Raw genomic sequence first — 13,928 nt, 5'->3', positions numbered from 1 at the left:
TTCGACGTCAGATGACAACCCCTTTTGTCGAATTTCACACTTTTGTCACATTCTAAACGTTTTCATTCTTGAATAAGCTATAAAAAAAGCAATTTAGGAGGTTTCCTTATGAAAAAGTCTCATATATTTCTTATCTTTCTATGTGTTATTGTTTCTTTTTTCTTGTACATCCTCTCTCTATTACAAGCTTTTCCTAAAATTATTGCCTTCCCTCTTTTATTCGGAGTTATCGTCACCGCTGTCTCTTATTTCAACTATAGAAAACGATTTAAAGGATTTTAACTACAAAAATAAGTCGTAAAAATTCCTTCTAATGTAGAAAAAGTAAAGAAAATCACCTTAATTATTCGACAAATATCGACATGGTGTGCTTTTGAGAAAATGTTCCAAACAAAAAAGACGAGGATAAAATCCCTCGTCTTTTCTCATTATTTCTCTTCAAACAATAGTGCTTCTAATTCATTTAACTTCTCTTCAAATACTTGTAATGCTTCTTTTACAGGTTCTGGCGATGCCATATCTACTCCTGCTTTTTTCAACACTTCAATTGGGTAATCAGAGCTTCCAGCTTTTAAGAATTCGTTAATGTAACGTTCTACTGCTGGTTGTCCCTCTTCTAAAATTTGTTTTGACAAAGCTGTCGCTGCACTAAATCCTGTTGCGTATTGATATACGTAATAGTTGTAATAGAAGTGCGGAATACGAGACCATTCTAAACCAATTTCTTTATCAATTACTAAAGCGTCCCCGAAATATTTCTTATTTAAATCGTAGTAAATCTCCGTTAACATATCTGGCGTAACAGCATGTCCTTCTTGTACTTTTTTATGAATGATATGCTCGAACTCTGCAAACATTGTTTGACGGAATACAGTACCACGGAATCCTTCTAAATAGTGATTTAATAAATATAGACGCTCTTTCTTATCTTCTGTCGTCTTCAATAAGTAATCATTTAGAAGCGCTTCATTACAAGTTGAAGCTACTTCTGCAACGAAGATTGAATAATCACCATATACGTGCGGTTGTGTCTTCCTTGTATAGTAACTATGCACTGAATGACCAAACTCATGAGCAAGTGTAAATAAATTATTTACATTATCATGCCAGTTCATTAAAATATATGGATTTGTTCCGTATGCACCAGATGAATATGCTCCGCTTCGTTTTCCTTTATTCTCGTATACATCTACCCAGCGATTTTCATATGCTTCTTTTAAAATTTCAACATATTCATCACCAAGTACATTTAAAGATTTCAATAACATTTCTTGCGCTTCTTCATACTTCACAGTCATTTTCACTTCTGGTACAAGTGGTGTATATAAATCGTACATATGAAGCTCATCAAGACCTAGGGCACGCTTACGAATATCAATGTATCGATGTAGTAAGTGTAAATTATCATTTACCGATTCAATAAGTTGATCATACACCGCCTCAGGAATATTATTATTACTTAATGCAGCTTGACGTGCAGAATCGTATTTACGAACGCGTGCATTGAAATTATTACGTTTCACAGCCCCGCTTAGCGTACTTGCAAATGTGTTCTTATATGTTCCGTATGTTTCATATACAGCTTTGAATGCATCTTCACGCACACGACGATCATCACTTTCTAAAAACTGAATGTAACGACCATGTGTTATTTCTACCTCTTCTCCATCCTCACCTTTAATAGATGGGAATTTCAAATCCGCATTATTCAACATACCGAATGTATTACTTGATGCACTCATCACTTCAGATGCTTCTGCTAATAACGCTTCTTCTGCCTCAGATAATACGTGCGGGCGTTGACGTGTAATTTCTTCTAATGCATGCTCATATACACTTAGTTCTCGATTTTCTTGTAAGAAAGTTTGCAATGTATCTTCTGAAATAGATAAAATTTCAGGTACGATATAAGCTGTGCTACTAGATACTTGTGAGTATAAATTTGTTGCGCGATCATTTAATGCTTGATACACAGAGTTTGTTGTATCTTGATCGTAACGCATATGTGCATATGTATATAGCTTACCTAATCGCATTGAAATTTCATCTTCATATTGCAATGCCTCAAGCAAATTGTCTGCAGAGTCGCCAAGCTTCCCTTTAAATTCAGTTAACTTTGGCAATAGCTCTTTAATAGCTTGGAATTCTTTTTCCCATTCTGCATCTGTTTGGAAAATATGTTCTAATCGCCATGTGTTTGCTTCTTCAATCTCATTACGATTTGGTAATGATTTTACTGTATTTTTTTCAGCCATTCTTTAAGCCCTCCTTATAATATCTCTACTTAAGTACAATTCGATTTTTCTTATGTAATTCCTTCACGATCAGTCTTTATTATATCCCCTTTTCCCTCTCTCATGTTGTACTTTGTCTCAAATAGAGATAGTGCATGCGCTAAGCAAATTTCATCATATTTCATAATTTCTTCCTCTGTTTTTACCAACACAACATCTCTTATTTTTCGATACTTATTAATACCTATTTTTATTAATACACCTGCATAACATAAAAATGTCATATACTCTGCAACTGCTACCTTCCATATATGTTGTGCAAAATACGGAAGTAGACGCCTCTTCGTATACTTCGCCACATAGTTACATACGTATTGCAGAGAAATATACTCCCCTACCTTAAGCATACCTATACACTTCATATAAAGAGAAGCTTGCCATATAAATGGATTTGTTTGAAAAGCAAATGAGGATGGGAGCGGAACACCGATTTCAGAAGGAAAACTCGCTGGGGTACATTTATATTGATATAAGAGGCGGAGTAGTGACTTATGATTATAATTCCAGATAGATAGAGCGTTTTGCCGAAAATGGTTCTTTTTTCTCTTCCACTCTTGTCCTAATAACTCTTTCCGGAAAGGAACGGGAGAAAAGAGCATGTCAACGGTAGTCGTATCGGTTGGTAAATAAATAGTATGTGAGAAAGAAACATTTGTAGAAAACGGAGTGATAAATGCGCATTTCATAAACGATTTTTGTTTCGGACAAAAGAAAATAAGAAATGGCTGAGGATAAGGTTGTAAGGAGAACGCCATAAGGGCGGAGAATGTCATCCAATAGGCTGATTGCTTTTTCAACTGATTTCCACCGATTATCCAGATGACTTGTATACTAGCTTGCCAATACGAATATGTTCGCTTATAAAGCTGCTCTACGGAAAGATTTGCACATTGATATTCAATCGCAATTTTTCTATCCGCTCTCTCTACGTAAATATCTGGTCGTTGCTTGATTACCGGCAGATAATGCTCTATATCGACATGAAAATCTTGACGTTTTAACCATCTATATAACAATTCTTTACCGTGCATATGATACATAGATTCTGCTTCATAAAAGGTAAGACATGAATCCACTTTCTTATGAGCAAAATGCCAGCTCTTCTGTTTTCCTAATTTCATTTGCACTTCTTTTCCGCAAGCTGTACAAAAGAATTTTTCTCGTTTACGCATTTCGCGTAAACGCTCTTCATCCCGGTTATATAATAGATGAATTTTTTCTCCGTTTTCTCTCCTTGCAATAAACATCACAATCACACCCTTTCAACTCCTTGTATTCTACAAATTACTACAAATTCCTCTCAAAAAAAGAGATGTCCTAAATTAGGACATCTCTTTCTATAATAAAGGTGATAATAGCCGATACGTCGATTCAACAATCCGCCTATGAAGACGTCTCTTATGAAATCGGTCAACATGAATTTCACTGGATTCTTCTAAATCGTCTTTAAAATCTTGAACGAGCTTTCGAATGCTATCTGTATCATACAAAAAGGCATTTACTTCAAAGTTTAAATGAAAACTTCTCATATCCATATTAGCTGTCCCAATTGATGCGAGATCAGAATCCACGATAACGACTTTACTATGAAGAAAACCTTTTTCATATTCATATATTTTTACTCCTGCATCTAATAACTCCGGAAAGTACGATCTTGATGCATAAAAGACAGTCCGCTTATCTGGCTTACTTGGCATTAACAAACGAACATCAATACCAGCAAGTGCAGCTACTTTTAATGCAGATAAAATATCATCATCTGGAATAAAATATGGTGTTGCAATCCAAATCGATTTCCTAGCTGAAGCAATCATTGCAAAATATAAATGTTTAATTGTTTCCCATTTATTATCTGGTCCACCTCCAACAAGTTGGACTCCGCCCCAATGATCACCCTCAACTGCTTCCGCTTGTAAATATTCAGGTGCTAATACCGCCTCACCAGTCATATAAAACCAGTCTTGAAGGAAAATTAGCTGTAAACTTTGAACTGCTTCACCGCGTAAATATAAATGCGTGTCTCGCCAAAAACCGAAATATTTATCCTTCCCTAAATACTCATCACCAATATTTAATCCACCTACAAACCCTTCATTTCCATCTATAATAACGATTTTTCGGTGGTTTCGATAATTAATTTTATCGTTTAAAATCGGAAAACGCACAGGGAAAAATGGAATCATTTCTACTCCTGAATCATTCAATTCTTCAATATACGAATTTGATAATTTAAAGCTTCCAACCGCGTCATATAAAAAACGAACGACAACGCCTTCTTTTGATTTTTTTATTAAAATATCTTTAATTTCTGTACCGAGCTTGTCATCACGCACAATGTAATACTCCATATGAATGTGGTGTTTCGCTCGATTTAACCCATCTAAAATTGCCTGAAACGTTTCGTCTCCATTTGTTAATGTCCTCGTTTCAGTTTGAAATGAAATATTTAAAGCACCCAATCGATCTGCTAAACGAAATAACAATTCTTGATGCTTATGATTTCGTAAAATCCGTTCTTCGTAATCTTCGTGTCCCTTATATTGTAAAAACGCCTGTTCATCGAGTAATGCCTTCTTTTGGAACATTCTTTTTCTGCGAAAGTTTTGTCCAAATAAAAGATAAGCAAAGAAACCGAACACTGGAAAAATACCTAGTACGATTAACCACGTAAGTGTTTTTGACGGATGGCGGTTTTCTAAGAAAATAACACATCCAATTAAAAATGCGGAAACCGTAAATAAAATACTAATAATACCTAAAATCGAAACATCCTTTATCCCCATGACATCCGAATAAAATGCTACATCAATAAACATGCGTAATGAAACAAATAATGCGAACAGTAGTAGAAAAAAGAAAAGTAGTTTTAGTGTATTTTTCATCTCTTACCCCCTACCCCCTAAATAAGAAAGCCTTCCTATTCTTCATAAAAAAAGCCGATTTCATACTATAGAAATCGGCCTACATTTTAGGAGGGAAATTGTTGCGAATTGTCTCAAGCGCACGCTCTTTCACAACCTGTTTCCCATACTCACTTACACGGTGAATCGTTAAAGTAGATTCTTCTCCATATTCTAAAACAATACTTAAAATACGATCAATCTCTTCTTCATCATGTAGCACTTCATCAAATTCCACATATACATAATAGCGGTCCTCAAATGAATGCAATTCATCTTTTATATCTTCAAAGATAAGACGATGACTTAATGAAATGACATCTTCAAAATCATTAAACTTAATTAAAAAGCCAAACGTACCATCTTCATTAAAGTTTGTTCCTACTGGTTCTTCTACCTCTTCCACTAATTCTTGCTGGAATAATGATTCGATGCCTTCATCTAGAGGAATGTCTATAATTTTATCCACACCTATTGGTAGTTCCAGCTTTTGTCCATCCTTTGAAAGCTCCGCTTTCGTTACAAGTACTTCAATCCCCTTATCGACTGCTTGCACTTGAATCCATAACGGCCCATCGACAAAGAAATCATCATGATCACGAGCTTCGTCCATCATCTCCCAAAAGAGCTCTTCACTTCGTTCGCGATCATACCAAATTTCTTCACGGTTAAACCCTCTGTCCTCTATATCAATGTACGTAATAAAAAATTTCATCGTATGGTCATTAATTCTTTCAATATCCAAAATACAACTCTCCCTTCCTGCTTAGAATTATTATGAAGGGATTCCCCACTCATATGACAAAACAATAGATTCTTGTACTCTCATTTTATGATAAGATTCTCCAGAATGGAAATAAAATCGATTTATTTTACAAAAATAGTTATATACCTATCTGTATTCGACCGTTTACATAAAGTGAAACATTAATCAGTATTTTTTTCATCCTCCACTGATTATTAGCTCGCACTAATCGGGATAAATATACCATTATACCAATTCACTGTTCACAAAAAATTTGGACATACATTCCCATATTCCCCCGTACACTGTAATAAAGTGAAACTTCTATTATAGGTGATTATTTTGTCCCCGGGGGGCGCGGGATCAAAACTAGACAAACTTTCTTCACCACATACATATATTTCGCTTATTAAAACATCATAAATGGAGGCAGACGAATGGACTTAGAGTTTTTAACATCTGTACTAATGATTGTCGGTATCGATGTTGTACTAGGTGGCGATAACGCAATTGTCATCGCACTAGCTAGCCGAAATTTACCTGAAGCAAAACGAAATAAAGCCATTTTGATTGGTACTATTTTAGCAATTGTGCTACGAATTCTCCTCACAATACTAGCTGTCTATTTACTTGATATCCCATTTTTACAACTCATCGGCGGAATCTTACTCACATTAATTGCGGTAAATTTACTCACTGATAATAACAACGATCTTTCTTCTATCAAAGGAAAAACAACTTTATTTCAAGCTGTGCGTACAATTGTATTCGCGGATCTCGTTATGGGGTTTGACAATGTTATTGCCATTGCAGGAGCAGCTCACGGAAGACTTTCACTCGTAATTATCGGTTTATTCATTTCTATCCCGATCATCATTTGGGGAAGCAAACTTATTTTAATACTCATGGAACGCTTTCCATTTCTCATTTATTGCGGAGCAGCAGTTCTCGCCTATACAGCAGGAAAAATGATTACACATGAAGACAGACTTGCAACGTTTTTTCATCATAATCCTAGTTTTACCGCAAGTATCCCTTATTTGTTCATTTTCACGATTTTATGCATAGGCTTTATCGTTCAACAAGTGCGATTACGTAATGTTAAACAGTAAAAAAAAACCTTCTACTCTATAATAGGTAGAAGGTTTTCATATTATTATAATTAATTTACAAGACGCTGTGCTTCACGTAATTGGAACGTTCTTACTGTACGTGGTAAGAAACGACGGATTTCGTCTTCGTTGTAACCTACTTGAAGGCGTTTTTCGTCAATCATAATTGGACGACGTAAAATACCTGGATAGTCACGAATCATCTTATATAAATCTTGAAGTGGTAAAGACTCTAAGTTCACATTCAATTCTTGGAAAACTTTTGAACGAGTAGAAATAATCTCATCCGTTCCGCTTTCTGTCATACGTAAAATCTCTTTAATCTCATCAATCGTTAATGGATCTGAGAAAATATTACGTTCTGTATAAGGAATATGATTTTCCTCTAGCCATAATTTCGCCTTTCTACAAGACGTACAGCTTGGAGAACTATATAATGTTACCATACAAAGCTCACTCTCCTTAAAGAGTACAAATTCTGTACTAATTACAGTTTAAATTTCTAACTTCCGCAATTTTTCGCGATAACTTGTCTTATAGCAAAGTAAAAAATCGCAATTCATGTAAGCAACAACAATTACTTTTAATAAGTAACTTCTATAATCATTATACAATAGTTTTTGCAAGAAATATACAGTGAATTTACTGCTAGTTGAGAAAAATCCTCCGTGTACTCCACTGCTATGTAACATGATTACACTCATTAAAACTGTCCTTTAACAACGGCCTTCAACCCTTTTGATACTTGCTTTCTACAATAATTTTCACTTGATATACAATTACAGTTTCATAATCTTCCCCATTAAAAAGAGAACGTTTTCTTACCTTTTCCCGACAAAACAATTGAGAAATGTAAGACTCTAAAGATTAGAAACAAAAAGAACACTTGTTCTTGTTTTAACAAATCTCCCCGCTCATGTCTATATGCTTTCTAAAGTAAATCGAATATTTTTCTGACATTTCTTTCTTTTTTACCATTTATCTCATACAATAAAAATAAAGACAGGCAAAGGGGGAATGTGCATATGATCGCTTTTTTTACTGATTTTATCATTGTTGCTACCCTCATCATCGGAATAACAGCATTGATTGGTGTCATTACAAATAGCATCGGTGAAAAACTCTTTGGTGGGAAAGAAAAAATGAAGTTTGTTAACAAAAGTTTAGATGTACAATCTGGCTGGAACCAAGTTGGCGGAAAAGGCATTTATAAAAAACGTACGTACTAAAAAAAGCAGGTAATCACCTGCTTTTTTTGTTATTTCTCTACTGATGCCCATTTGAAGCTTACTTCGCCACCATACTTATGGTTGTACATATCTTTAATTGTTTCTCTTTGTAAATATGCTCTACCACGTTGATATACTGGAACAATCGCAGCATCATCAAGTAACATTTTTTCTGCTTCTAATAAGTTTTTCCAGCGAGCATTTACATCGCTTCCGTCTTTTTTCGCTTTCATAATAATCTCATCGTACTTCGGATTAGAATACTTCATTTTGTTTTGCGCTCCATCAGTTACAAACATATCAAGATATGTAACTGGATCCGGGAAGTCTGCACTCCATCCAGAGAATGACATTACATAATCGCCAGCATCTTCTAATTTTAGTTTTTGCGCGAATGGTTGTTGTTTAATTTTCACTGTTAATCCTGGTAAATTCTTTTCTAACTCACCTTTTAAATATTCACCAGTTTTCTTCGATAATTCAACATCTTCATTTAATAACTCTAACTCAATTTCGTTTTTACCAAGCTCTTTTTTACCAGCTTCCCAATACTTTTTCGCTTCTTTTACATTTGGTTTTACAATATCTCCATTTTCAGCACGGAAATCTTGTTTATCCGGTCCTTTAATGAAATTGTCAGGAATTAATCCCGTCGCTGGCTTAGAACCGTTATTTAATAATGTATCAACGAATGGTTTACGGTCAAAACCAAGAGAAATTGCTTTACGAATATTTTTATTTGCTAAAGCTGGGTCTTTTTGATTTAAGCGAAGGAAGAATACAGAAGTATCTTCTACCGTTTTGAAATCTGGTTTTCCTTTATATTTATCGATGAACTCTGCTAATAACGTCGCTCGATCGACTGCGTTTGTTTCATATAAATTAATTGGCGTAGATGTATCTTTTACAATATTAAAGTTTACTTCCTCAAGCTTCACTTCTTTATTGTCCCAATATGATGGGCTCTTTGTCATTTTGAAGCTACGTTCATGTTGCCAATCACTTAATGTAAATGGTCCGTTATAGAGTGTTGTATTTGCTTCTAAACCAAACTTCACACCTTGCTCTTTCACATACTTTTCATTAACAGGATAGAAGATCGGATAGACCATTAAATCAACAAGATATGGAATAGAATTATCCAATTCTACTTCTAATGTATGATCATCAATCGCTTTCACGCCTAATTGATCTGGACTCATCTCTTTTTTATTAATTTTCTCAGCATTTTTTATATCGTACATAATGTACGCCGATTTCGCAGCTGTATCTGGATTAATCGCTCTTTGCCATGCATACACGAAATCTTTCGCCGTTACAGGGTCACCATTTGACCATTTTGCATCTTCACGTAATTTAAATGTATACTTTTTACCGTCTTCTGACTTTTGGAATTCTTTCGCTACACCTGGAACTAATTTATCATCTTTCCCAAGGCGGTATAGACCTTCCATCGTATTGTTCATTACTTTTGAAGAAACTGCATCAGCTGATAACGCTGGGTCCATCGTTGGAATTTCTTGTGTTTCAATTAAGTTAATAACTTGCTTCGCACCGCTTTTCCCGCTATCCCCTTTTGCGTTCGCTTGCGGTTCATCTTTTTGGTAGCCACATGCCCCTAAAATCATGCTCATTGCTACTGTTGATGCTACAAAAACTGGTATCTTTTTTTTCATACTTCCACCCCTCCAAAAAAATGTTAGCCCTTTCATTTTCAAACAGAAAGAAATATATATATGTTCTAATAATTCATATTATACACACAAATATATTCTTTGTATATTTATATTTCTATTTTATTAAAATTTTCTGTTAACGTTCAGTATATTTGTAAACGTTTCATACTGCGTATTTATTGAACTAAAGTGTTAAAAATATCAAATTTTATACTTTTCTAAATTATCAGAGAAAAACAAATTTTATATCCTATAATATCTTACGTATAATTATTCTTCCTTTTTTGTCATAAAATGAAGGTTTATTCATATTGAAAATATGTAGGCTAAAATAAGTGCAAAGGATATGAAAGTGTGTTACGATACACTTTGCTAAAAATAGATATCGGTAAAGAGGGGACGGACATGACAGCAATTCGCTCAAAAAACGGGCCAACAGAGAAATTAAGTTTATTCTTATTAACATGGCCTATTTTTCTAGAAGTTTTTCTTTTTATGCTGATGGGGATCGCTGATACTTTCATGTTAAGTGCATTATCAGACGATGCTGTATCTGGGGTTGGTGCAGCGAATCAATACCTTCATATCGCGATTTTAGTACTAGAAGTCATCGGGAATGGTGCAGCTATCGTTGTATCCCAATACCTCGGTTCTAAACGCTTTATGGAAGCATCAAAAATATCAGCATTAGCAGTAACATTAAATTTAGGAGTCGGGCTCGTTATAAGCGCCGGTTTTCTTTTATTCTCAAAACATATGATGATGGCAATGAACTTACAAGGCGATGTATTAACGTATGCACAAAGCTATCTATCCATCGTCGGAGGAGCTATTTTCCTTCAAGCTATTATTAACTCATTAGCCGCAATTATCCGCGTTCACGGCTTTACAAAGCAAGCGATGTTTGTTTCGCTTGGAATGAATATTATTCATATCGCCGGAAACTACGTACTTATTTTCGGGAAATTCGGTTTCCCTGAACTTGGTGTGCAAGGGGCTGCTATTTCTTCTGCTGTCAGCCGGTTAATCGCACTTATCGTTTTCTTCTGGTTACTGTATCGCGTTATGGAATACCGTGTGAAATTACAATATTACTTCACTTTATCAAAAGAATACGTTGGCAAAATTTTAAAGATCGGCATTCCATCGGCATTCGAGCAAGTCATGTATCAAGCTTGTCAAATTGTCTTCTTATATTACGCAACATACTTAGGTACGGAATCATTAGCAGCAAGACAATACGCTACTAACATTTCCATGTTCACTTATTTATTCGCCATTGCTATCGGTATGGGAACAGCTATTATCGTTGGACGCCTAGTTGGCGGAAATGAAAAAGATGAAGCGTACACACGTGTATGGAAAAGTGTACAATGGGCGATTGGTGTAACTCTATTTATGGTCATTCTCGTTGTTACATTCCGAACACAATTAATGGGACTATTTACGGATAATCCACATATTATCTCTCTAGGAGCAAGCGTTCTTTTACTAAGTGTACTACTGGAAACAGGACGGACGATGAACATCGTCATCATTAATTCACTTCGTGCGGCTGGAGATGCCAAATATCCTGTTTTAATCGGAGCATTCTCCATGGTGTTAATGAGCTTACCACTCGGTTACTTTTTCACCTTCCATTTAGATATGGGTCTCGTTGGTATTTGGCTAGCGATTGCTATCGATGAATGGACGCGGGCGATTATTATGTTCTTCCGATGGAGAAGTAGATCGTGGGAAAGTTATGCACTTGTTAAACCTGATGAGCAAGATGAGAGCGTTTCTGTTCAAGCGCAATAAAATAAAAGTGTTTCTAAATGAAGAAAAGGCGGCTGATTTCAGTCGCCTTTTTCTTCATTCTCGGAAACTCTTACTTCGCTGTCTTTAAACAGAAAAAGAACTTGGATAAAATCGCTTTATACTAACTTAAGTTTAACTAGTATAAAAAAATAGAGCCATCCTTCTGTAATAGAAGAATGGCTCTACTTTTTTATTGATAGATTTCTTTATATTTCTTATACTCTGCTTCAGAACATAATACGAAATGTCCTGGGCGAATTTCGCGCATTGTTGGCACTTCACTACCATAATCATGCTGCGATGGGTCGTATACGATACGTTTACGATTGCGCTCATAATCTGGATCTGGAAGTGGAATTGCTGATAGTAGTGATTTTGTATATGGATGCATTGGATTCGCATATAACTCTTCACTTGTTGTCAGCTCAACGATTTGACCACGGTACATTACACCAATGCGATCACTAATGTATTTTACCATCGATAAATCATGGGCGATGAATAAGTATGTTAAACCTTTTTCTCTTTGTAACTGTTTCAGTAAGTTTACAACTTGCGCCTGAATCGATACGTCAAGTGCTGAGATTGGTTCATCAGCAATGATAAATTCAGGTTCTACAGCTAGCGCACGAGCGATACCGATACGTTGACGTTGTCCGCCTGAGAATTCATGCGGGAAACGGTTCGCGTGCTCTTTATTTAAACCAACTGTATTTAACAGCTCGTGAACACGGTCCATACGCTCTTTTTTACCTTTTGCTAGTCCGTGAATATCAATACCTTCTGCGATAATATCCCCTACTGTCATACGAGGATTTAATGATGCATATGGATCTTGGAAAATCATTTGCATTTTACGGTTGAATTTCTTAAGTTCTGCGCGTGACTTTTTCCCATGTACATTTTCACCATCGAACAACACTTCACCGGCAGTTGCATCGTATAAACGAATGATCGTTCTTCCAGTTGTTGACTTACCACAACCAGATTCTCCTACAAGTCCAAATGTTTCACCGCGGTAAATATCAAATGAAATATCATTAACTGCTTTAACAACACCACCACTCACATCAAAGTGTTGTTTCACATTTTTCACTTCAATTAATTTCTCACGTTGTTTAGTCATGTTGTTCACCTGCTTTCATTTGAAGAATACGTTTTTCAACAACTGCTGGTGGTTTTACTTCTGGCGCTTGCTCATGAAGTAACCAAGTTGCCGCATAATGTGTATCACTTATTTTAAATAAAGGTGGTTCCATTTCAAAATCAATTTTCAGCGCCTGCGGGTTACGTGGTGCAAAAGCATCACCCTTTGGCGGTTTTAATAAGTCTGGAGGCGTTCCTGGAATCGCATATAGCTCGTCCTCTGAACCATCTAAGCTTGGCATAGATGCGATTAAGCCCCATGTGTATGGATGTTGTGGATTGTAGAAAATTTCATCAACAGTTCCAATTTCAACAACTTTACCAGCGTACATAACCGCAACTCGGTCTGCAACGTTTGCCACTACACCTAAGTCATGCGTAATGAAAATGATTGCTGCTTCTGTTTTTTGCTGAATGTCCTTCATAAGCTCTAAAATTTGCGCCTGAATTGTAACGTCTAGCGCCGTTGTCGGCTCATCGGCAATTAATAATTTTGGGTTACAAGCTAACGCCATCGCAATAACTACACGCTGTCTCATACCACCTGAGAATTGGTGAGGATATTGTTTTAAACGAGCTTCTGGATTTGGAATACCTACAAGGTCGATTAATTCTACAGCAACTTTACGTGCGTCTGCTTTACTCATCCCTTGGTGTTTAATAAGACCTTCCATAATCTGATTACCAATTGTCATCGTTGGATTTAACGATGTCATTGGATCTTGGAAAATCATCGCAATATCTTTACCGCGTACTTGCTGCATTTCTTTTTCTGTTAGTTTCGTTAAGTCACGACCTTCAAATACGATTTCACCGTTTTTAATACGTCCTGGAGGATTCGGAATTAATCCCATTAACGCTTTAGAAGTAACTGATTTACCAGAACCAGATTCTCCTACAATCGCTAATGTCTCTCCTTTTTTCAAATCAAAAGTAACACCGCGTACAGCTTGTACTTCACCTGCATGTGTATCAAAGGAGACTTGCAAATCTTTTACCTCTAGCAATGTTTTCATTTTTACTTCT

Annotated in this window: 12 protein-coding genes; 3 read left to right on the top strand and 9 right to left on the bottom strand. The window is 35.8% G+C overall.

Going from position 1 to position 13,928, the window contains the following annotated elements:
• Positions 1-428 precede the first annotated feature (428 nt).
• The 4 genes from pepF to mecA form a co-directional block, all read right to left on the bottom strand.
• Positions 429-2,255 carry an oligoendopeptidase F gene (gene pepF, locus MHI07_RS05905; protein WP_340822490.1) on the bottom strand — a complete coding sequence of 609 codons (1,827 nt, stop codon included), beginning with the start codon at positions 2,253-2,255 and terminating at the stop codon, positions 429-431.
• Between the two features lie 50 nt (positions 2,256-2,305).
• On the bottom strand, positions 2,306-3,541 hold the full coding sequence (locus tag MHI07_RS05900; protein WP_340826874.1) for a competence protein CoiA: 1,236 nt from the start codon (positions 3,539-3,541) through the stop codon (positions 2,306-2,308).
• A gap of 90 nt (positions 3,542-3,631) precedes the next feature.
• The gene (locus MHI07_RS05895; protein WP_340822488.1) at positions 3,632-5,176 is read right to left on the bottom strand and encodes a cardiolipin synthase; all 1,545 of its coding nucleotides are present in this window, start codon (positions 5,174-5,176) and stop codon (positions 3,632-3,634) included.
• Positions 5,177-5,255: 79 nt separating this feature from the next.
• Positions 5,256-5,939, bottom strand: coding sequence for an adaptor protein MecA (gene mecA / locus MHI07_RS05890; protein ID WP_215580912.1), 684 nt, complete (start codon positions 5,937-5,939; stop codon positions 5,256-5,258).
• 437 nt (positions 5,940-6,376) lie between these two features.
• Here mecA and MHI07_RS05885 point away from each other — a divergent pair, with 437 nt between their 5' ends.
• Positions 6,377-7,051, top strand: a complete 675-nt coding sequence (locus MHI07_RS05885) for a TerC family protein (protein ID WP_002158886.1) — start codon at positions 6,377-6,379, stop codon at positions 7,049-7,051.
• Between the two features lie 50 nt (positions 7,052-7,101).
• Here MHI07_RS05885 and spx read toward each other — a convergent pair whose 3' ends face one another.
• The gene (gene spx / locus MHI07_RS05880) at positions 7,102-7,497 is read right to left on the bottom strand and encodes a transcriptional regulator Spx (RefSeq protein WP_002011348.1); all 396 of its coding nucleotides are present in this window, start codon (positions 7,495-7,497) and stop codon (positions 7,102-7,104) included.
• A 48-nt stretch (positions 7,498-7,545) separates the two neighbouring features.
• Entirely contained in the window at positions 7,546-7,755 is a 210-nt protein-coding gene (locus tag MHI07_RS05875; RefSeq protein WP_078173315.1) for a hypothetical protein, read from the bottom strand.
• Between the two features lie 321 nt (positions 7,756-8,076).
• Between MHI07_RS05875 and MHI07_RS05870 the strand changes: the two genes are divergently transcribed.
• On the top strand, positions 8,077-8,280 hold the full coding sequence (locus MHI07_RS05870) for a hypothetical protein (RefSeq protein ID WP_000559981.1): 204 nt from the start codon (positions 8,077-8,079) through the stop codon (positions 8,278-8,280).
• A gap of 29 nt (positions 8,281-8,309) precedes the next feature.
• On the opposite strand, the gene MHI07_RS05865 is transcribed toward MHI07_RS05870, so the two are convergent.
• A complete protein-coding gene (locus MHI07_RS05865) occupies positions 8,310-9,956 on the bottom strand; it encodes a peptide ABC transporter substrate-binding protein (protein ID WP_002158887.1) in 1,647 nt (548 codons plus the stop codon).
• A 354-nt stretch (positions 9,957-10,310) separates the two neighbouring features.
• On the opposite strand from MHI07_RS05865, the gene MHI07_RS05860 reads away from it, so the two are divergent.
• Positions 10,311-11,756 carry an MATE family efflux transporter gene (locus tag MHI07_RS05860; RefSeq protein ID WP_070138921.1) on the top strand — a complete coding sequence of 482 codons (1,446 nt, stop codon included), beginning with the start codon at positions 10,311-10,313 and terminating at the stop codon, positions 11,754-11,756.
• Between the two features lie 190 nt (positions 11,757-11,946).
• On the opposite strand, the gene MHI07_RS05855 is transcribed toward MHI07_RS05860, so the two are convergent.
• Positions 11,947-12,882 carry an ABC transporter ATP-binding protein gene (locus MHI07_RS05855; RefSeq protein WP_002125930.1) on the bottom strand — a complete coding sequence of 312 codons (936 nt, stop codon included), beginning with the start codon at positions 12,880-12,882 and terminating at the stop codon, positions 11,947-11,949.
• Positions 12,875-13,918, bottom strand: coding sequence for an ABC transporter ATP-binding protein (locus MHI07_RS05850; RefSeq protein ID WP_088077988.1), 1,044 nt, complete (start codon positions 13,916-13,918; stop codon positions 12,875-12,877). The genes MHI07_RS05855 and MHI07_RS05850 overlap by 8 nt, the downstream gene beginning before the upstream one ends.
• Between the last annotated feature and the right edge of the window lie 10 nt (positions 13,919-13,928).

Source organism: Bacillus sp. FSL H8-0545 (assembly GCF_038006105.1).
GTDB classification, from domain to species: domain Bacteria; phylum Bacillota; class Bacilli; order Bacillales; family Bacillaceae_G; genus Bacillus_A; species Bacillus_A cereus_U.
The sequence above is the reverse complement of the archived record's forward strand: the minus strand, read 5'-3'. Positions and strand labels throughout refer to the sequence as shown.